At 64.0% G+C, this 19,991-nt stretch carries 20 protein-coding genes; 10 read left to right on the forward strand and 10 right to left on the reverse strand.

Annotated elements, in window-relative coordinates:
• From MTR66_RS15175 to mtnP, 7 genes are all read left to right on the forward strand, one after another.
• Nucleotides 1-2,084 (forward strand): tetratricopeptide repeat-containing sulfotransferase family protein (locus tag MTR66_RS15175; protein ID WP_327194512.1); only part of this gene is annotated, 2,084 nt, incomplete at its 5' end.
• Nucleotides 2,085-2,093: 9 nt separating this feature from the next.
• Nucleotides 2,094-3,248, forward strand: coding sequence for an aspartyl/asparaginyl beta-hydroxylase domain-containing protein (locus MTR66_RS15180; protein ID WP_243922551.1), 1,155 nt, complete (start codon nucleotides 2,094-2,096; stop codon nucleotides 3,246-3,248).
• Between the two features lie 6 nt (nucleotides 3,249-3,254).
• A complete protein-coding gene (locus tag MTR66_RS15185; RefSeq protein WP_243922552.1) occupies nucleotides 3,255-4,721 on the forward strand; it encodes a 2OG-Fe(II) oxygenase family protein in 1,467 nt (488 codons plus the stop codon).
• Nucleotides 4,722-4,803: 82 nt separating this feature from the next.
• Nucleotides 4,804-5,103: a hypothetical protein gene (locus MTR66_RS15190; protein WP_243922555.1), complete on the forward strand. Its 300-nt coding sequence runs from the start codon at nucleotides 4,804-4,806 to the stop codon at nucleotides 5,101-5,103.
• A gap of 178 nt (nucleotides 5,104-5,281) precedes the next feature.
• On the forward strand, nucleotides 5,282-6,067 hold the full coding sequence (locus MTR66_RS15195; RefSeq protein ID WP_243922557.1) for an SDR family oxidoreductase: 786 nt from the start codon (nucleotides 5,282-5,284) through the stop codon (nucleotides 6,065-6,067).
• Nucleotides 6,068-6,077: 10 nt separating this feature from the next.
• Nucleotides 6,078-6,725, forward strand: a complete 648-nt coding sequence (locus MTR66_RS15200; protein ID WP_243922559.1) for a TetR family transcriptional regulator — start codon at nucleotides 6,078-6,080, stop codon at nucleotides 6,723-6,725.
• Nucleotides 6,715-7,605 carry an S-methyl-5'-thioadenosine phosphorylase gene (gene mtnP / locus MTR66_RS15205; RefSeq protein ID WP_243922561.1) on the forward strand — a complete coding sequence of 297 codons (891 nt, stop codon included), beginning with the start codon at nucleotides 6,715-6,717 and terminating at the stop codon, nucleotides 7,603-7,605. Before MTR66_RS15200 ends, mtnP begins: the two co-directional genes overlap by 11 nt.
• A gap of 2 nt (nucleotides 7,606-7,607) precedes the next feature.
• On the opposite strand, the gene MTR66_RS15210 is transcribed toward mtnP, so the two are convergent.
• Genes MTR66_RS15210 through MTR66_RS15220 form a run of 3 tightly spaced genes read right to left on the reverse strand, consistent with a single transcriptional unit; the run spans nucleotide 7,608 to nucleotide 9,101 of the window.
• The gene (locus MTR66_RS15210; protein WP_243922563.1) at nucleotides 7,608-8,072 is read right to left on the reverse strand and encodes a nuclear transport factor 2 family protein; all 465 of its coding nucleotides are present in this window, start codon (nucleotides 8,070-8,072) and stop codon (nucleotides 7,608-7,610) included.
• 27 nt (nucleotides 8,073-8,099) lie between these two features.
• Nucleotides 8,100-8,510 carry a VOC family protein gene (locus MTR66_RS15215; RefSeq protein WP_243922565.1) on the reverse strand — a complete coding sequence of 137 codons (411 nt, stop codon included), beginning with the start codon at nucleotides 8,508-8,510 and terminating at the stop codon, nucleotides 8,100-8,102.
• Nucleotides 8,511-8,513: 3 nt separating this feature from the next.
• Nucleotides 8,514-9,101, reverse strand: coding sequence for a pyridoxamine 5'-phosphate oxidase family protein (locus MTR66_RS15220; protein ID WP_243922567.1), 588 nt, complete (start codon nucleotides 9,099-9,101; stop codon nucleotides 8,514-8,516).
• 118 nt (nucleotides 9,102-9,219) lie between these two features.
• Between MTR66_RS15220 and MTR66_RS15225 the strand changes: the two genes are divergently transcribed.
• A complete protein-coding gene (locus tag MTR66_RS15225) occupies nucleotides 9,220-10,095 on the forward strand; it encodes a LysR family transcriptional regulator (RefSeq protein ID WP_243922569.1) in 876 nt (291 codons plus the stop codon).
• Between the two features lie 269 nt (nucleotides 10,096-10,364).
• On the opposite strand, the gene MTR66_RS15230 is transcribed toward MTR66_RS15225, so the two are convergent.
• The 7 genes from MTR66_RS15230 to MTR66_RS15260 all read right to left on the reverse strand — a co-directional run bounded on the left by MTR66_RS15230 (nucleotide 10,365) and on the right by MTR66_RS15260 (nucleotide 17,757).
• Nucleotides 10,365-11,378 (reverse strand): type II secretion system F family protein, encoded by a 1,014-nt coding sequence (locus tag MTR66_RS15230; protein WP_243922571.1) that lies wholly within the window; start codon nucleotides 11,376-11,378, stop codon nucleotides 10,365-10,367.
• 20 nt (nucleotides 11,379-11,398) lie between these two features.
• Nucleotides 11,399-12,370, reverse strand: coding sequence for a type II secretion system F family protein (locus MTR66_RS15235; protein WP_243922573.1), 972 nt, complete (start codon nucleotides 12,368-12,370; stop codon nucleotides 11,399-11,401).
• Nucleotides 12,371-12,434: 64 nt separating this feature from the next.
• Nucleotides 12,435-13,697, reverse strand: a complete 1,263-nt coding sequence (locus MTR66_RS15240; RefSeq protein WP_243922575.1) for a pilus assembly protein CpaE — start codon at nucleotides 13,695-13,697, stop codon at nucleotides 12,435-12,437.
• Nucleotides 13,698-13,700: 3 nt separating this feature from the next.
• Nucleotides 13,701-14,360, reverse strand: coding sequence for a CpaD family pilus assembly protein (locus tag MTR66_RS15245; RefSeq protein WP_243922577.1), 660 nt, complete (start codon nucleotides 14,358-14,360; stop codon nucleotides 13,701-13,703).
• Nucleotides 14,361-14,374: 14 nt separating this feature from the next.
• Nucleotides 14,375-15,949 carry a type II and III secretion system protein family protein gene (locus MTR66_RS15250; protein WP_243922579.1) on the reverse strand — a complete coding sequence of 525 codons (1,575 nt, stop codon included), beginning with the start codon at nucleotides 15,947-15,949 and terminating at the stop codon, nucleotides 14,375-14,377.
• Nucleotides 15,950-16,005: 56 nt separating this feature from the next.
• Complete coding sequence (cpaB, locus tag MTR66_RS15255; RefSeq protein ID WP_243922581.1) at nucleotides 16,006-17,007, reverse strand: Flp pilus assembly protein CpaB; 1,002 nt, start codon at nucleotides 17,005-17,007, stop codon at nucleotides 16,006-16,008.
• A 69-nt stretch (nucleotides 17,008-17,076) separates the two neighbouring features.
• Complete coding sequence (locus MTR66_RS15260; protein WP_243922583.1) at nucleotides 17,077-17,757, reverse strand: A24 family peptidase; 681 nt, start codon at nucleotides 17,755-17,757, stop codon at nucleotides 17,077-17,079.
• 163 nt (nucleotides 17,758-17,920) lie between these two features.
• On the opposite strand from MTR66_RS15260, the gene MTR66_RS15265 reads away from it, so the two are divergent.
• Both MTR66_RS15265 and MTR66_RS15270 read left to right on the forward strand, forming a co-directional pair.
• Nucleotides 17,921-18,850 carry an alpha/beta fold hydrolase gene (locus MTR66_RS15265; RefSeq protein WP_243922631.1) on the forward strand — a complete coding sequence of 310 codons (930 nt, stop codon included), beginning with the start codon at nucleotides 17,921-17,923 and terminating at the stop codon, nucleotides 18,848-18,850.
• 5 nt (nucleotides 18,851-18,855) lie between these two features.
• On the forward strand, nucleotides 18,856-19,944 hold the full coding sequence (locus MTR66_RS15270) for an NAD(P)/FAD-dependent oxidoreductase (protein WP_243922585.1): 1,089 nt from the start codon (nucleotides 18,856-18,858) through the stop codon (nucleotides 19,942-19,944).
• Nucleotides 19,945-19,991: the final 47 nt, after the last annotated feature.

The following is a 19,991-nucleotide window of genomic DNA, read 5'->3' on the forward strand; positions in this document are numbered from 1 at the left end:
TGAACCGGCTTTCCAGATCGTCCGGACAACACATGGCAACCACGACTCCGCAGCAGAACCTTCAGCAGATCGCCGGTCTTGCGCGCTCGGGCAGGCTGGATGAGGCGGCTGTGATGGCGGCGACGGTGTTCGCGGCGCATGGAGATGATCCAGTGTTGGCCGCTCTGGCTGGCGCCGTGGAGACGCATCGCGGCCGTTTTGACCGCGCCGTTCCTTACCTTAAGGTCGCGCACAAGCATCGCCCGCAAGACCTGACAATTCGTACGAACCTGGCGGAAGCGTTATTCCATACCGGGCACGCCGCGGAGGCATTGACCCTTTGTGACGATGCTTCGGCTGCTGCCGGACCGAACCTGCGGCTGGCTCGTCTCGGTGCCCATCTGGCGCAAGAGGCAGAGGAGTTCGAACGGTCGGTGCGCTTGTATCGTATAGTTCTGGCAAAGTTCCCCGACGACTGGACGCTCTGGAACAACCTCGGCAATGCGCTAAGCAGCCTGGAGCAGCACGGTGAAGCGGCAAAGGCTCTGGAACGTGCGCTAAAGCTGGCGCCAGATGCTGCGCCGATCCGCGTAAATCTGGGCAATGCGCTGCTTGAAGCTGAGCGTTTCGAAGAGGGGGAGAAGGTCCTGAAGGCCGCTGCAGAAGCGGATCCAGGCGATGTCGAGCCAGTGTTGGCGCTTGCAACGTTCTACCGCCGGGCAGGGGCAGAGGACCGCTCCTACGAAATGCTGGCCGAAGCAACTCGTCGTGCGCCGGGCGATGCCGGTGTTCTGTCCGATTATGGCCAGGAAGCGAACAAGCGTAACGACTATGCTGTGGCCGAATCCGCTTTTGAGGCGGCGCTGGCAATTGATCCGGGGCTATGGCCTTCGCTGGTTGGCCTTGCGGCGCTTTACGAACGGACCAATCGCGAGGGTGAGCTTGATTCCCTGCGGGAACGCGCTGAAGCGGCAGGCGGCGATGCGGCTACGTTGTCGTTCATTGATGCGTTGCGTTTCAAGCGTGCCGGGCAGATCGAGGAGGCTTTCACCGCGCTTGAGGCCGCAGGCGATGCTGTAGTTGCCAACCGCAAGCATCAGTTACGCGGCATCCTGCTTGACCGGATGGGGCATCATGACGAGGCCTTTGCGGAGTTCGCCGAGATGAACCGGTGTCATCTCGAAGAGCCATCCGGGCCGCCTGCACGGGCAAAGATCTACCGTGACATGGTGGAACGGGACATGGAGACCTTGACTCCCGAATGGGTGTCACGCTGGACCACACCACCGGAACAACCGCGTCCGGCTCCTGTGGTTTTGCTGGGCTTTCCCCGATCGGGCACAACCTTGCTCGATACGATGCTAATGGCAGCACCGGGGACGCTGATCTTGGAGGAAGAGCCATTCATCGCGGATATCGAACGCGAGCTTGGCGGTATCGAGGCCCTTCCTGGACTGGATGCAGCGGCCATTGGCGATGCCCGTGCACGGTACTTTGAGAAAGTTGCGGCTCTTGGCGAGTTGAGGCCGGACACCCTGGTGGTGGACAAGCATCCGCTTCATCTCAACAAGATCCCGGTAATCCGGCGATTGTTTCCCGATGCGAAGTTCATTCTTGCATTGCGCCACCCCTGCGATGTGCTGTTGAGTTGCTACATCACCAACTTTCGTACCAACCATGCGATGAGCAACTTCCTTGAGCTGGACACGGCCGCCTGGCTCTATGATCGCAGCTTTGCTTACTGGACGAAGGCGTGCGACGTGTTTGGGCTCGATGTGCGCACAGTCGTCTATGAGCGGCTCGTTGCCGATCAGTCGCGCGAATTGGCGCCGTTGTTCGACTGGCTGGAGTTGCCCTGGCAGAGTGCGGACTTCGATCACCGCGAGGCCGCGCGGGCGCGGGGCGTAGTGCGCACGGCAAGTTATTCGCAAGTAACCGAGCCCATTTACACCCGTGCGGCAGGGCGCTGGCACCATTATGAACGGCATCTTGAACCCGTGTTCGATCTTCTTCGGCCATGGGTGGAGCGTTTTGGCTATTCACTGGAAGACGACCGGGTGCCGCAATGGAGCGTGCCGTATGAGCGTCCGGACAAACCGGCGTAGGGGAAGGGTATGAGCACCGCTGCCACCTTCGCCGAAGCCGACCGGCTTGCTGCCGCGGGCCAATTGCCCGCAGCCGCTCAGCAGCTTGAAACCCTGCTGGCGCAGAGCCCGGAAACAGGAAGTGAGATGGCCGCGCACTGGCTCAAACTGGCGGGGTTGCGCCGGGCGATGCGGCAGCCGCGCCGCGCGCTGGATGCAGTGCATAGGGCACTGGAGCTCGTTCCGCTGGATTTCATGGCATTGGTGATGCGTGCCGGACTGCTCGAACGGCTTGGTGATCCCGGAGCTGGTGAGGCCTGGGGCGAAGCAATCGCGCAGAAGCCGGACACCGCGCTGGTTCCGCCGTTGGCTGCCGCGCTCGCGGCTGGGGAAGCATTTTACGCGGCCTGGCAGGATGAACGCGAGCAACGGCTGGTCCTAGCTGGCCGCGATGCGGCTGCCGGGGCGGATGAGGATCAGATATGGCGCATGAGCCGCTTTCGCGACAACATTTTGCGGAAGACTCGTGTCTACCATTCGCAGCCCACGCACTTTCACTATCCAGGGCTTGTCGAGCGTGAATTCCATCCGCGTCAGACCACGCCCTGGCTGGCCGAACTGGAAGCGGGCTTCGAGGATATCCGGGCTGAAATGCTGATGCTGCTCAAGTCCGGCCGGGCAGAACTGGAGCCCTATATCCAGTATGAGGAGCGCGAGGCTCTGGACCAATGGCGGCCGTTGAATCGGAATACGGATTGGTCTGCTATCCATCTTCTCAAGCAGGGGAGGGAAGTGCCGGAAAATGTGGCTCAGGCGCCGCGCACGATGGAAATCCTCTCGCGTGTGCCACAGCCATGCGTGATGGGCGCGTCGCCGAATGCGATGTTTTCGTTGCTGGCGCCGCACACCGCGATTCCTCCGCATGTCGGCGTGGATAACACGCGGCTGGTTTGCCACTTGCCGTTGGTCGTGCCGGATGGGTGCTGGTTCAGGGTCGGCGCCGAAACCCGCCTATGGCGTGAGGGAGAGGCTTTCGCATTCGATGATACCATGGAGCATGAGGCTATGAACCCCAGTGATGCCTTGCGTGTCGTCCTGATTTTCGATGCTTGGCATCCCGGCCTCTCCAGCGTTGAGCAGCAGGCAGTCGCCGCCATGATCGCCTCCGAAGGCGGGGAGGGGTGAGACGGCATGGCCGATGACGCGAAGGTCTTGGCCGAACTGGCGGAGCTGGCTCTGGCAAACGGCTCGGAAGCCGAAGCTGAACCACGGCTTGCCGAATATCTGGCCAGCCATCCGGGGGATGTCGCTCTGCTGCACTGGACAGCGATGTTGCGCCGTGCGCTCGACCGGCGAGAGGAGGCGATCACAGCGTTGGAGCAGGCGCTCCGCTATGCGCCGGATAATCCCGGTCTTATGCATGCGTTGGCGCATGTCACGCTGGAAGCGGGGCGTCCGGCTGCGGCGCTGTTCGAGCAGGCTGTCCGTCTGGCTCCGGCCAAGGGCGAGATCCGGCTCGGTCTTGCTTCGGCCCGGTTCGCGCAAGGAGAGGGGGAGCGCGGGTTTGCTGAGCTCGATGCGATGCTGGCTGCCAATCCGGGCTGGATGGAAGGGCACCGCCAATACGCGCAGATAGCTGCGTTGCTGGGGAAGGGAGGCATGTCTCTTTCCAGTATTGACCGAGCGCTGGCTAGGTTTCCGCAAGGTGACGATCTGCACCGCATGGCTATCACATTGTTGCTGGAAGGCGAACGCTATCCTGAAGCCTTGGACCGGACCAAACGGGTCATCGCCGTGCGAGGCGCGCTGGCACCGTATGTCCTGCAACAGGCAGCGGCCCTCGATGAAACGGGACAAACCAGGGAAGCTGCCGGGCTGTTCGAAGAACTGGGTGCTCCCGGCGATACGGGCCATGCCATTTGGCTTGCCCGCCACCTGCTGCGCACGGGGCAGCCGCAACAGGCAGCTGCTGTGGTGGAGCCATGGCTTGCGCAGGCCGGGGCCGAAAGCATCTGGCCATATGCGGAACTAGCTTGGCGGCTGGGCGGTGATCCCAAGGCAGAATGGCTTGATGGGCAGACGGGGTTATGGAGCGTCGTGGATCTCGATCCGGAGGAAATCGGGCTGGAGTCCCTGCGTGCGTTGCTGCGGCAGTTGCATGAAGGCTCGGGCCGGTTCCTCGATCAGTCAGTGCGCAATGGCACGCAAACCGAAGGCGCGCTGCTGGCCCGGATTGATCCGGAAATCGTGCAAGTGCGCGAAGTACTGTGCCGCGAGGTGGGCCGCTTCGTATCTGCGTTACCTGCATCCGATGCCGGGCATCCGATGCTTTCGCAGATGCGCGGCGCGCGTCCGCGCTTTGCAGGCAGCTGGTCGGTGCGGCTGACGGGATCGGGTTTCCACACGGCGCATCACCATCCGCAAGGGTGGATCAGCTCGGCGCTCTATATATCCGTTCCTGAAGGATTGCGGGACGGGCAAGGGTATCTTGAACTTGGCGGTGCACCGGCAGGATTGGGTATCGACATACCGCCGCGCGCCACGGTTGCGCCTGCGGAAGCCCGGCTAGTCTTGTTCCCGAGCTGGATGTGGCATGGTACGCGGCCGTTTCATGCGGGCGAACGCATGACTATTGCATTCGATGTCGCGCGTGCTTGAACAAATCATCAAATATCCATAGACTTATTTCATCCCCCAACAGAGGGCGCTTGAGCAGTTCGCTCGCGCCACGGAGATGCTCATGCATATTGGTTCACGTATTGTCGTTTCTATCGCTGCTCTGATGATGTTTGCAGGCGGCGCACAGGCGAAAACCGATAAGGTTTCCACTGAAGCCAAAACAAGTGTTGCTGCTATGGGCGATGAAGACAAGGCAAAGACCAACGATCCCATGATCTGTGAGCGTGTGAAGCAGATCGGTTCGCTGCTGCGCTCGAAGAAAGTCTGTATGCGCAAGAGCCAATGGGAAGAGCAGCGCCGCGGTGATCGCGCTAATATCGAGCGTTCGCAGGTTCAGCGCGGGCTCGAAACCGCGCATTGAGTATATTTTGCGCACTTTCGCATAGGACCTCTTGATCACGCCACGGCGGGATTTTGCCATGGCTGATTGACCTGTCCGGACCTGCTGTTTAACCGGTTGATTAAATCACCGGCTGCATTCCTCCGTTCCGTGCGGACAGAGGGTGCGAAAGGCCCGTTCAGAAAGAGGAACACGAAAGATGAAGCTCGATAACACTGTTGCCGCCGTCGTTACCGGCGGGGCCTCGGGTCTGGGTGCCGCCACTGCGCGGGCGCTTGCGGCGCAGGGGGTGAAGGTGGCGCTCTTCGATCTCAATGCCGAGGCGGGCGAGGCGATCGCCAGGGAAATCGGCGGCGTGTTCTGCGAAGTGAACGTGACGGACGATGCCAGCGTCGATGCCGGGTTCGCCAAGGCGCGCGCCGCGCACGGGCAGGAGCGCGTGCTGGTGAACTGCGCCGGGATCGCGCCCGCCGCCAAGACCGTGGGCAAGAACCGCGAAACCGGCGCGCCGCGCGCGCATGACATGGCGCTGTTCGAAAAGGCTATCGCCATCAATCTCGTCGGCACCTTCCGCTGCATCAGCAAGTCGGCCGCGGGCATGGTTACGCTCGATCCGGTGGACGAGCAGGGCTCGCGCGGGGCGATCGTCAATACCGCGTCTGTCGCGGCGCAGGACGGGCAGATCGGTCAGGCGGCCTATGGCGCTTCCAAGGGCGGCGTGCTGGCGATGACGCTGCCGGTCGCGCGCGATCTGATGAACGACGGCATCCGCGTGAACACCATCCTGCCGGGCATTTTCGAAACGCCGATGATGGCGGGCATGCCGCAGCAGGTGCAGGATGCGCTGGCGGCGATGGTGCCGTTCCCCAAGCGTCTGGGCAAGGCCGAGGAATATGCCAAGCTGGCGCTGTTCATGATCGGGCATGACTATCTCAACGGCGAATCGATCCGTCTCGACGGCGCGATCCGCATGGGGCCGAAGTAAGGACCTGACGATGCCGGAGCGCGGGCCATCGAAAGCAGCCTCCGGGCTTGCCGCGCCTCCGGGCGCGCGGGCCCTGCTGCTCGATACGGCGAGTGCGATCATGCGCGAAGGCGACGTGATCGACATCTCGCTGTCCGAACTCAGCCTGCGCTCCGGCCTTAATTCGGCGCTGGTCAAATATTACTTCGGCAACAAGGCAGGGCTGCTCAAAGCCCTGCTCGACCGCGACTGGCAGGCGATCGTCTCCAGCGTCGATGCACTGCTGGCCAAGGACGGGTGGGAGCCGGAAGCCAAGCTGCGGCGGCATTTGTGGAAGGTGGTCGATACCTTTTACGAAGTGCCCTATCTCAACCGCCTGACCATGCGCGTGATCCGCGAGAGCGACGATGCCGAGGCGCGCCGGATCGCGGATTGCTATCTCTCGCCGATCTACCGCGCTTATGAGCAGCTCATTGGCGACGGGGTGAAGGCGGGGGTGTTTCGCGAGATCGATCCGCAACTGTTCTATTTCACCGTCACCGGGGCGGTGGACCGGTTCTTCTCCGCGCGATTGGTGCTCAAGCACTGTTTCGATCAGGACACTCTTACCGAAGAGCTGCGCGACCGCTATCGTGAGCACACCATAGACATCATCATGGCAGGTATCCTTGCGCGCTGAAAAAAGCAGCTTCTGGCACATCGGAGTCATCGGCGGGTCCGGCCTTGCCGCCGGTATCGATCTTGAGGACGCGCAGGAGATTGCCGTCTCCAGCCCGTTCGGGGAGCCTTCGGGGCCAGTCGTCACCGGGCGGTTGGGCGGCGTGCGCTTCACTTTTCTGGCGCGGCACGGGGCGGGGCACCGCATTCCCCCCGCGCAAGTGAATTACCGCGCCAATATCGACGTGCTCAAGCGTTGCGGCGTGACGGATGTGATCTCGCTTTCGGCCGTGGGTTCACTGCGCGAGGACCGCGCGCCGGGCCAGTTCGTGATGGTGGACCAGTTCATCGACCGCACGATGGGCCGCGCGAACAGCTTTTTCGGCCCGGGGCTTGTCGCCCATGTCAGCCTGGCCGATCCGGTCTGCACGCGGCTTTCGGGGCTGCTGGGGGCCGCTGCGCGCCGGGCGGGCGGCGAAGTGCACGATGGCGGCTGCTATGTCGCCATCGAAGGGCCGCAGTTCTCCACGCGCGCCGAAAGCCGCATGTATCAGGCCTGGGGTGCCGACGTGATCGGCATGACCGCAATGCCCGAAGCGCGCCTCGCGCGCGAGGCGGAGCTGCCTTACGCGCTGCTGGCGATGGTCACGGACTACGACTGCTGGCGTGAAGAGGAGGCGGGCGTTGAAGTGACCGATGTGCTTGCGGTGCTCCATGCCAATGCCCGCACGGCCCGCGCCGCCGTGGCGCAACTCGCTGCCGTGCTGCCGTCCGTGCGCGAGGCCAGCCCGGCCGACAGGGCGCTGGAACACGCCTTCATCACCGCGCCCGATGCGCGCGATCCGGCCGTGATCGCGCGGCTGGACGCGGTGGCGTGCCGGATGTTCGGGGAGCAGGGCTGAGCCTACAGGCCCATCTCCTCCAGGGACATATGGTCCTTGGGCCTCGGCCCCTGCGGCCAGAAGAACAGGCGCTCTTCTGCGGTAATCGCGAGGTCGTTGATACTGGCGATCCGGCGCGCCATCAGGCCGTTGGCGGCGAATTCCCAGTTCTCGTTCCCGTATGAGCGATACCAGCGGCCCGCGCCGTCATGCCATTCGTAAGCAAAACGCACGGCGATCCGGTTGCCGTCGTGCGCCCAGAGCTGCTTGACCAGCCGGTATTCGTGTTCGCGTTGCCACTTGCGGGTGAGGAAGGCGATGATCGCCTGCCGCCCCTGCAGGAACTCGGACCGGTTCCGCCACAGGCTGTCTTCGGTATAGGCAAGGGCAACCCGTTCGGGATCGCGGCTGTTCCAGCCGTCTTCCGCGCCGCGGACTTTCTGGATGGCAGATTCGTGGGTGAACGGTGGCAGGGGCGGGCGGGTCACTGGTCGGGTCCTCCGGTCAGACGATCGTCAGGCGAACGGCGTGGCGAGTTCGAGGCGTATGCCGCCGGGAATGAAGACGAGGAAATGGCGTACCGTCGCATCCGGGCCGATCGGGCCCGGCTCGCTGTCCACGGTAACGCCCGGATGGTCCTTCAGCCGCGCCCATGCCGTGTCCAGCGTGGCGTCATCGGCCACCGTCAGAGCCAGATGGTGCAGGCCGATGTTGGCGCGCCGGTCAAAAGCGCGGGCCGTCTGCGGGTCGGCGGCGCGCCACAGGGTGAGCAGGATCGCGCCATCGGATACGAAGATCGCTGGATAGGCGGGAACGCCGCCCACTTCATCGAACCCCAATGTGCCGCAGAAGAAGTCCCGCGCCTGATCGAGGTCGGGGACGGTGAGGCCGATATGGTGGGCTCCGCAAGTCAGTTTTTCCGTCATGGCTTAGTGCTCCTTCGGGTTTTCCAGTTGGGCGACGCGGGCACGCAGAGCCTCGATCTCGTCGAGGAGGGGCCGGGTGGCGTGCCGGACTTCAGCTTCGGTGAAGCGCGGGGTGATGTGCTGCGGACAGTTCCAGTCGAACCCCGTCACATCGATCAGAAAGGCGCGTTCGGGTTCTGCGGGATAGCCGGGATCTGTGAAGGCGGCGATTTCGGCGGGATCGTCACTGATGCGCGCGCGGCCGATGAGCTTCAGCCTGCGGCGGTTGGGATAGTCCATCAGCATGAGCGCGACGCGGCTATCCGCGGTGAGATAGGCCGTGGTGAGATACTGCCGGTTGCCGCTGTAGTCCGCAAAGCCGATGCGGTTCCCGCCTGCATGCCGAAGAAAACCGGCGGGGCCGCCCCGGTGCTGGACGTAGGGCCAGCCGCCCTCGGAGATGCTGGCGATGTAAAAGCTGTCTCTGGCGGCGATGAAATCCCGTTCTTTTCCGGTCAGGATGTCCGCCGGGCCTGCGCCAGCCGCCATGCGTGCATAGGACGAGCGCGACCCTGCCGCTGACTGCAGGGCGCGCGCGCCCGGTCCGATCATGGTTTGAAGGTATGTCCGTGCCATGGCCGGGGATGTACCGCACTGCCATGTCTGACATAATCCGTGACAAATGTGCTTCACTATTTCAATATCTGAAATAATGGACCGGTTTGATGCTTTGAGAGCGTTCGTAGCCGTGGCGGACAGCCGCGGATTTGCGGCGGCGGCGCGGGCGTTGGAGATGTCCCCGCCTGCCGTCACCCGCGCCGTTGCCGGGTTGGAACGCCACCTCGGCGCTACCTTGTTTCACCGTTCCACGCGTGCCGTATCGCTGACCGACGAAGGGACCGTGCTGCTCGAACGCGCGCGTCAGATCCTGGCGGAACTGCGCGATGCGGAACATCTCGTGATGGGCGGCCGGTCAACGCCGCGCGGCCAGCTTTACCTCACCGCGCCGGTCATGTTCGGCCGCCTGCATGTGCTGCCGGTGATTGCCGGGCTGCTGGCGGAGCACGCCGGGCTCAGCGTGCACATGATGCTGATCGACCGCAATGTGCGGATCGTGGAGGAAGGTATCGACGTGGCCGTGCGGATCGGGGAACTGGCCGACAGTGCGCTGCGTGTCACGAGAATTGGAACGGTGCACCAGACCATCGTGGCAAGCCCCGCCTATCTTGCGCAGCACGGGATGCCGCGCATTCCGGACGATCTTGCGGACCATAGCTGCATCATGGGCAGCAGTGTGTGGGCCGGTGCCGCATGGCGTTTCGGCGCGAAGGGGGACAAGGCCGTCGAAGTCACACCCCGCCTCACCGTCAATACGCTCGACGCGACCCTGGCCGCGGCCGAGGCGGGGCTCGGGGTGGCCAACATGCTGAGCTATCAGACGGCCGCATCGCTGGCGGAAGGAAAGCTCGTGCACATATTGGCCGGGCACGCTCCGCCGCCGATGCCTGTGAACCTGCTTTATGACCCCGGACGCGCCGCAATACCGGCGGTGCGCCTGTTGATCGAGGCCATGCGGCAGCGGGCCAGCGAAGGCGGCTGGAACTGACCGGGCCAAGATCCGGCAAGCCATTTTCCTACACGCCCGCGGCCTGTCACACTGCGTGCGGCATCTGTCTTGCCGGGCTCTTTGAAACGTCAATCTCTGGAATTTCATGCCTTTCGGGGGTGTGAAATTCTGAACGCTGCAAGGCGCTGGAAACTAACGGCAATTTCAAATTCGCCGTGGCCGCTATGGGTGAAGTTTGAACTTCGCGCCCTGGCGCCCCTCCCGGGTATCGATCATAGCGGGGAGGGGGGGGGGCTCCGGTGCGGGGGTTACTTCGGCGGGTGCGGGTCGCCGCCGGAGAACGCGTCGGAGATCGAGCAGGCCGCCGGGCCGAGAATGACGATGAACAGCACCGGCAGGATGAACAGGATCAGCGGCACGGTCATGATCGCGGGCAGGCGCGCGGCCTTTTCCTCGGCGCGCATCATGCGCTCGTTGCGGAATTCGGCCGAAAGCACGCGCAGCGCCGATGCGAGCGGAGTGCCGTAGCGTTCGGTCTGGATCATGGTGGTGACGACGCCTTTCACCGCGTCGAGATTGACGCGCCAGGCGAGGTTTTCGAAGGCTTGCCGCCGTTCGGTAAGGAACGAGAGTTCGATCGAGGTGAGCGAGAATTCGTCGCCCAGTTCGGGATAGGCCCGGCCCAGTTCGCGGGCGACGCGCTCGAAAGCGGCATCGACGGTGAGGCCCGCCTCGGCGCAGATCACCAGCAGGTCGAGCGCGTCGGGCAGGCCCTTGCGGATCGCGTCCGTGCGCTTGTCGGCCATGTTCTTGATGAAGATGTCCGGGCCTTTGTAGCCCGCGCCGACCATGACCGCGAAGCCCATGAACTTCTTGAGGCTGCTCCACTCCGGAAAGTAGTCGATCCAGTAGATCACGAAAGCGGCCAGTGTACCGAGCACGATCGGCAGGACCAGGCGCGCGAAGACAACCGCAACCGCCCATTCCTTGCTGCGGATGCCCGCTTGCGCCAGCTTCTGCTCGATCTCCTTGATCTGGCTGTCCTGCAGCATCTTGAACTTGCCGAGGAACTCGCCGATCTTGTCGGTCGTGTCGTTGCGGCGCACCACGCTCTGGCGCTTGCGGGCCGTGGTGACGATCCCGGCCTTCAACGCTTCGCGGCGCTGGTTGAGCGCTTTGACGCGCTTGGCCATCGGATCGCTGACAGTGATCGCGGCATAGATCGCGGTGATCACGGCAGCCGCCGCGACCAGAGCAAGCATCGTGGCAACAAAGACGACGTCGAAGCCGAGGAGGGTCGGGCCGGAGGATTGTTCGAGCATGGTTCCTGAGGTTCCCGCGATCAGATCTCGAAGCTGACCATCTTGGCCATGATGAAGGCGCCGATGCCCATCCAGACCATGCCGCCCAGACCGGCGACGATCAGGCGCTCGTCGATGAAAAACTTCCCGATGTAGCCGGGATTGATCCACCAGATCATGCCGAAGACGATGAAGGGCAGGGCGCCCACGATATAGGCGGATGCCTTGGACTCCGAACTCATCGCCCGGATCTTGAGCTTCATCTGCGCGCGCTTGCGCAGCACGTCGGCGAGGTTGGCCAGCGTTTCGGCCAGGTTGCCGCCGGTCTCACGCTGGATGGCGAGGGTGATGCAGAAGAAGTTGAATTCAGGCATCGCCAGACGCTCCGCGGTTTCCTGCAGGGCATCGTCCATCGTCTTGCCGATCTTGATGCGTTCGGTGACGAGCTTGAATTCCTCGCCGACCGGGCCTGGTACTTCCTGAGCGACGATGGCGAGTGTCTCCGTCACCGGAAGGCCCGAGCGCAGGCCGCGCACGAGCAGTTCGATGGCATCGGAGAACTTGACGGTGAAGTCGTTGGTGCGCTTCTTGATTAAGTGGCCCACCACCATGTGGGGAATACCCGCTCCGGCGAAAAGACCGATGGCCAGCGCCATGAGGATCGCGCCGGATTTGAGGTAGACGATCGCGGCCACGGCTCCGGCCAGGCCCAGCGAGGCGTAGATATATTGCTGCACCGTCCAGGCCTTGCCGGTGCGGTGCAGGCGCAGGGCCAGCGCATCGATGCGCGAACTGGATCCGCCGGGCGCGTGGGTCCTGGGTTTGCGCGCGGCCACGGCCTTGCGCATCTGCGCCTCGACGCGGTCCACGGCGCTGTCTGAATGCCGGGAACGGACGGCACGCAGACGGCGCGTCGATTCTTTCTCGGGGGAGGGGCCGGAAAAGGCCCCCCAGACGAGAGCCAGAACACTCGTCAGGCCTACCGCCACCAGGATCACCGGAAGAATGTTCATCTGCCTGTCGTGCCTTTACGCCCTTGCGGGACGGCGTTGCACCGGATCGCGCCGGTGCAGGCCGTTATTCCGCTGTTTCCGCTTTCTTTGCCTTGGGAATCATGGACTTGATGTCCAGCTTGCTCAGCAGCGATTTCTTGGCGGAGGGGCTTTCGCCGCTCCGGTCGATAATCTGGTCCGACAGCTCGCGGATCACGGCGGAGGCCTTGCTCGAACGATTGGCGTCGGCGAAAGTCTGGCCCAGCTTCGCCGCCATCGAAGCGCTCTTCATGTCGTAGGGGACTGAAAGCTGGATCTTGCTTTCGATCGAGGCCTCGAAATCGGTCTTACTGATTTCGGCCAGGTTGGGCTGAACCTTGTTGGCCACCACGATCACCCGCGCATGCGGCGCGTTGACCTTGAGCCAGGAGAGCAGGCGGATGGAATCGCGTGCCGAAGCCAGGGTCATTTCCACGACCAGCACAACCACGTTCACACTGGCGATGATCTGCGGGAAGTTGATCAGCATGTTGCGCGGCATGTCCAGAACGGACATTTCGAATGCCTGGCGGAACTCTTCCTCCAGCTGGATAAAGGCGGAGCCGTCAGTCATCAGCGGCGTACTGATCGGCGCTTCGGCCGAGAGGATCGTCAGATTGTCATTCGCGCGGATCATGGCGCGTTCGATGAACAGGCCGTCGATGCGGCTGGGGTTCTCGATCGCATCGGTCAGGCCGCGGCCCGGTTCGAGATCGAGGCACAGCGCGCCGGTGCCGAAGTGGATATCGAGATCGAGCAGCGCGGTCGGCAGCTTGTTGTCGGCACTGAAAAGCCATGCAAGCGAAGTGGCGATCGTGGAGGCACCGGCACCGCCGCGGGTGCCGATCACGGCCGTGCAGATATGCTCCTTGCCCTCGCCAGTTTCATGCGCCTTGGGCGCGGAAAACACCGCCTGAGCCTGTGCCAGCGCATCACGCAGCGGCGCGGGCGAAAGCGGCTTGAGCAGGTAGTCGTGAATGCCGCTGGCGATGAGGTCGCGGTAGAGGCGCACATCGTTGACTTGGCCCACCGCGATCACCACCGTGCCGGGTTCGCAGACTTCCGCCAGGGCATTGATATCGTTGAGCGGATCGCCGCTTTCCGACAGGTCTACCAGCAGGATGTTCGGCGAAGCGGTGATGGAGAGTGACTGCACGGCATTGCGCAGGCCGCCCTTGTTGCACTTTTCGGGCTGCCAGCCCATTTCCATTACCACTGGACGCAGAACGTCGAGCGAGGCCTCGTCGCAAAGGTAGGCGGCGAACTGGTCGCGTCCATTGGGACTGCCGGATTTCCAGGGTGCGTTCATGGCTTAGTTGCTCTTGCTGCCGACTTTGGAGACGGTGTTGCCGTTGCCGGTGGGGCTGGCTGCGCGGTAGGCGTCGATAGCCTTGTTCGAACTCATCGAGACCGTGGTTCCGGTGGAATCGGCCCCGCGCAGCAGGTCTTCCGGATTGGCGACCATCGCGGCGAGATTGCTGTTGGTGGCACAGCCGTAGTTGCTGGACAGGCCGTTGTTCGGATTGAAATCGGTTTTGACGGACCAGTCCGGGCAGCCGGGCACGCTGGCCTTGCTGCGCACGATCACCACCCGGGCCGTGCCGGGCGTGACATAGCCTGCCGTCTGCGGCGCGCCGTCGCTGACCAAGATGCCGTAGCGTGAGGCCACGGCCCCGATGGCACTCTGCGCGGCACCGTTGCCGTTCGGATCGTCGATGTAGACCTTGTCACCGTATTTCAGGCCCATGGCATCGAACCAGCCGGCAAGGCGGCTCTGTTCGCCGTAGGCAAGGCCCGAGCCGCCGGTGGTGAGATCCAGCGTGTAGTTGACTTTCTCGACCACTGGCTGGTGCTCGGAATACATCGAACGGTTGGTGGGAATGCCGGCGCATCCCGCCAGCACAAGCCCCAGCGAGAGAGCGAGTGCGGCACCGCCGGAACGGAAGGCGCGGGCCGGTTTCGAAGAACGCATGATGTTCACCTTTCTCACTTCAGGCTGAAGCCGGGCTTGGCGCTGCCGCCGGATGCGGTGCGTTTGACTTTCTTGTCCTGCGGGCCCTTCAGGGGCAGATCGGCTACGCCGATGCCGGGATTGCCGCCGGACGACGGAGCCTGCGTGGGTTCTGGCCGTTTGGCGCCGCTGGCTCCGTCGCTATCCATGTTGCCGAGCAGGCGTTGCAGCTCGTTGGGCGAGTTGAAGCCGTCGGTGGGCAGCGTGATCTGTGAGGAATTGACGGGATTGACGAGATAGGGCGTGACGACGATCACCAGTTCCGTCTCGCCGCGGCGGTAGCTGGTCGAACGGAACAGCGAGCCCAGGATCGGCAGATCGCCCGCGCCGGGCATCTTCTGGATCGTGTTGGACGTATTGTTGCTGAGCAGCCCTGCGATCATGAAGCTCTGGCCCGAGCCGAGTTCGATCGTCGTTTCCGTGCGGCGCACGGTCAGTGCGGGCACTTCATAGCCATTGAGATTAACGGCCCCCTGGCTGGAAAGTTCGGAGACTTCCGGGCGCACACGCATCGAGATGCGGCCGTTCGCCAGAACCGTGGGCGTGTAGGAGAGGCTGACACCGTACTTCTTGTATTCGACCGAGGTCGAACCGAGGCCCTGGCTGATCGGAATGGGATATTCGCCGCCCGCGAGGAAATCGGCGGTTTCACCTGACAGGGTGGTGAGGTTGGGCTGGGCAAGGGTGGAAACGAGGCCCACAGTTTCGCCTGCATTGAGCGCGCCGAGAATGTCTAGGCCAAACAGATGTCCTGCCATGCCCAGCGTCGTGCCGGTGCCGGCCTGGGCTACACTGGTGCCGGGCACCTGCGTCGGCTGGCCCGTAACCGGATCGATTATGTACTGCGAGGGAGTATTGCCGACGCCCAACACGCGCCCGGGCGCGAAGACGCCGCCTGATCCAATGGACGTTCCCTGGCCGATGCCGAACTTGAAGCCGCTGGAGTTGTCGATTGTGGTCAGATTCGAACTCAGATTCTTGATCAGAGAACGGCTGACTTCGGCAATGCGGACCTGCAGGTTTACCTGCAGCGGCGTTGCCATGCGCAGGCGGCTGATGACATTCGCTTCCTTGCCGACATAGGCCTGTACGAGCCGTTCGGCTTCCGAGGCGTCTTCCGGCGTCTTGACCGTGCCCGTCAGCAGGAAGGTGTTGGTGCCCATCGTCGAAACGCCGATCTTGGCCTCGGGCATGGCGAGACGCAGCATCGCATCGACACTGTCGATGTTGGAGCCGACGCGGATCGTGCCGGACCAGATGACCTTGCCTGCACCGTTGCTGGCATAAACGGACGTGGTGCCGCCCGCCTTGCCGAAGACGTAGAACTGGCTGCGCGACTTGACCTGCACGTCCGCGACCTGGTCGTTGGACACGAACACGTCGGTCATCGCGCCGGGAATGTTGATCAGCTGGCCATTGCCGATCGACAGATCGATGCTCTGGGCCGGGCGAACTACCGACTGGGCCGTGACTGGCGCGGAAACCGTTACGGTCAGTGGCGCAAGGGCGCAGGCCGTGGCCAGTACGGACTTGATAAGGCGCGGTTTCATGGATGAGCCCTCAAAGGCGTTGCAACGGGCGAAGGAGACAGGCTTGGTGCGGGCCATCACTTTGTCCCCACGACTTCTTCAGTGGTGTTCTTGCCGCGGGTAACGCGGACCACGGGGCCCGTGCGGGCGGGGCGGCCGGTGCCGGGCGTGTAGGCCGCTACCCCGGGGGGCATTGGCGGGCCGGCCGGAGCCGGGCGGCTGGAGGGCTGGAAGCGCGAGACGTCGCCGCCGGTCACATAAGTGGTCTTGCCCTCGATCGGCTTGGACATGGCCTGGCGCATGAGCTGCTCTTCCTGCTCTTTGGAGGCGCCTTCGGGAACCTTGATATCGCCGCGGGCGAGCGCCCGTTCGAATTCGGCCTGGTTGTCGGCGATGGAGCGCAGCGAAAGGCTGATCGTGCCGATGTCCTGTGCCACAGCAACCTTTTCGGCAATGCGCGGCGTCACTTCCAGCGTGACGGTGCGGAAGGCGCGAACCACGGTCTTGCCGTCCACGACATCGTTACCGGTGGCCTGGTCGGTGGCGAGGACGCGCATGTTGCGCAGGATGGTCTCCGCCGTGCGCAGGGGCTCGCCCTGGCCCTTGACGGTTTGCGTCAGCACCAGATCGACATGGTCGCCGGGGAATACGAACCCGGCAACGCCGGTCTTGACGGATACGGGGATTGTCACGGCGCGCATGCCCGGCCCGAGCGCGGCGGCGAGGAAGCCGCGGTCGCCCGGCGCGACGAGCGCGCCCTGGGTCAGCGGCTGGCCGGCCGTGATCTGATAGCGCACGACAGTGCCGAGCAGCTTGCTCATGTCGGCTTCGCCGTCGATGAAGTAGGCATCCTTGACGAGTTCTTCCGGCCAGTCCTGGAACGACACGGCATCGGCGGTGATGATCGTGCCGACCGGAAGCGCGCGCTGCGCGACGAGGACCTTGGGGCCCTTGGGCTTGACGGGAACGGCCTCGGCCTGCGGCGCGGGCGCACCCGAAAACAGCGATCGGGCTGCGAACGCCGTGCCTGCCGCGACCAGCAGTGCCACCACCAGCAGCACCAGCTTCTTCTTATCCATGGCTTGATAAGCCCCCTGAGAATCCCTCGATGGAACACGAACCATCGGGCAAATTGGTTAAAATCGAGTTCATCCCGATTGCGCCGCCAGTTGCGCTGCCGGGAGTGTCTGCTCGCCCAGCACCCAAAGACCCGCTGCAGCGATGGCGATGCCATAGGGGACGGGGAGTCGCGATTTCTGACGCTTCACGATATGGAAAAGCCCGAAGGCGACGATTAGGACTATGGCGGCAAACACGCCGGGCAGCAGCCACGCGTGCGGCAGCAGAGCCGCGGCTGCCGCGATGGTTTCGCTATCGGCGAGCGGGCGGTGGGTAACGAGCGCATAAACGATGGCGCAGGCGCCCAAGATCCAGGCTAGCGCGGCCAGCAGGGCCAGCCCGTCACGCAGCGTTTCGCCGGGAATGCGTTCCATGTTGAAGGCGGCCATAGCCACCGAGGCGCCGCCGCCGAGCACGGCCATCAGCACGATCAACTGGACGAAACTGACCGGCGTGAACCACAGGGCGAGAGCGGTGAGAAGCTTGACGTCGCCGCCGCCCATCTGGCCGGTGGCGAAGAGGAGGCAGGCGCCTGCAAAGGTGATGCCCGCAAGGCCGATCTGGAAACCGGCATCGGCCCAGCCGAAGCCCATCGCCAGCCACCACAGCGGCGCGGCGAGCGCGATCGCGGCGTTGAGCCGGTTGTCGATTTCACGGCGTCTGAGGTCGGTGAAGGCGGCCACCAGCAGGGCGATTGCCAACGCCGCCATCAGTGGGTACGAGAATATACCGCCCGGCATGTGATTGTGTCCCCCTCGATCGGGGTTCTGATCTACCGGGTATCGCTTACTAAAAAGTAACCAGTGGGTTGCGCACGGAACTGACCAAGTGACATCTCCCGTACTCAGCCGTCCGGTCTGCCCGGCCCGCAGGATGATCCCTGCCGGGGCACGGGAGAGCACATGGCATGCGCCGGATGGCTGGAAACTGCGCCGGATCGACTGGCCCGCTCCGGAGGGGGCGCCGCGCGGATCGATGCTGTTCATGCCCGGGCGCGGCGATACTTACGAGAAATGGCTGGAAAGCCTTGATCAGTGGCACGGCGCGGGCTGGCAGATGACGTCTGCGGACTGGCGCGGGCAGGCTTGCAGCGGGCGTCTCGGCAAGGATGCCCTGACTGGTCACATCGACGATTTCGCCACTTGGGTGGAGGACTACGCCGCGCTGTGGGACAGCTGGTCCCGCCATACCGTCGGGCCGCGCGTGGCTATCGGGCATTCTATGGGCGGCCATCTCGTGCTGCGCGCGGTCGTGGAAAGGCGGATACAGGCCGATGCGGTGGTGCTTTCCGCCCCGATGCTGGGATTGCACCCGGCCTGGATGCCGAGCAGGCTGCTCTACCGGGTGGCGAAAGTCATCGCGGGTATGGGGGACCGGCGGCGTCCTGCCTGGAAAGGCAATGAGAAGCCCGAACTCGTCGCCCATGCCCGCAGCATGCTGCTGACGCACGATCTGTCGCGCTACGAGGATGAGCTCTGGTGGCGGGAGCAGCGGCCGGAGATCGAGATGGGCGCGGCCAGCTGGGGCTGGATCGAACAGGCGCTGGCCTCGATCCGGCTGCTTGAAAGACCGGGGATGCTCGAAGCGGTGTGCGTGCCGGTCCTGCTGCTGGGCACCCGGACGGACAGCCTTGTATCCTGGCCTGCGATCCGTGAGGCGGCCCGGCGTTTGCCGAAAGGCGAACTGGTGACTTTCGGGAAAGAATGCCACCACGAGATTCTGCGCGAGGCCGATCCCGTGCGCGACCGGGCGATGGATGCGATACGGGAGTTTCTTGACCGGGCGGTTCCGGCTAGGGGCTGATCGTCATGAATGCCCGGTACGATATTGTCGTGGTTGGCGCCGGTATGGCCGGAGCCTCGCTTGCCGCCGCTATTGGCACGCATGCCAGCGTGCTGGTGATCGAGACGGAGGAGCGGCCCGGCTATCATACCACCGGCCGTTCCGCCGCGTTCTGGTGTGAAAGCTATGGGGGGCCGGACGTGCTGTCCTTGACGCTGGCGTCCCGCCCGGCGCTCGAAACGCTGGGCCTGCTGACGCCGCGCCGCGCGCTTACGCTGGGGCGCAAGGGCGAAGAGGCACGGGTCGAGGCATTCGCCCGGAAATACAGCGCTGCCGGGGTCGAAGTCGAAATGCTTGGCCGGGCCGGAATCGAGAGCCATGTTCCCGGCCTGCGCGAGGACTGGGTCTGCGGGGCGTTCGAACCAAGTTGCTGCGACATCGACGTTGCCAGCCTGCACCAGCACTACCTGAAGCTGGCGCGCAAGGCGGGCGTGGATATCGCGTGCCGCGCCGGCCTCGCCGCCGCCGAGCGCACGGATAGCGGCTGGATGCTGACTCTGGCGGACGGGCAGCGGATCGCGGCGGCCATTCTGGTGAATGCGGCGGGCGCTTGGGCCGATCCGGTGGCCCGGCTGGCGGGCGTGCAAACGCTGGGCATCACGCCATACCGCCGCACCATTGCGCAACTGGCGGTTTCACCTGCCGCGCCCGACGATCTGCCGCTGGTGCTCGATATTTCCGGCGCATTCTATTTCAAGCCGGAGCAAGGCCGCCTCTGGCTCAGCCCGCATGACGAGACGCCGAGCCCGCCTTGCGATGTCGCGCCGGAGGAACTGGATGTGGCGCTGGCGATCGACCGTTTCGAGCAGGTCGTTGACTGGCGCATAGACCGGCTCGAACACCGCTGGGCGGGCCTGCGCTCTTTTGCGTCGGACCGGCTGCCGGTTTACGGTTTCGCGCCAGAGGACCGGGCGTTTTTCTGGTTCGCCGGACAGGGCGGTTTTGGCATTCAGACAGCCCCGGCCGCAGCGGAACTGGGCGCGCGGCTGTTGCTGGACGGAACGGGGGACGGGGCAATCGATCCCGCGCCTTATTCGCCCGCTCGTTTTTTCTGAGACTGGTTCGCAACGCGGTTACTACGGTTGCATCGCCCTGAGGGACT

The organism is Novosphingobium beihaiense (genome assembly GCF_022832375.1).
GTDB classification, from domain to species: Bacteria; Pseudomonadota; Alphaproteobacteria; order Sphingomonadales; family Sphingomonadaceae; genus Novosphingobium; species Novosphingobium beihaiensis.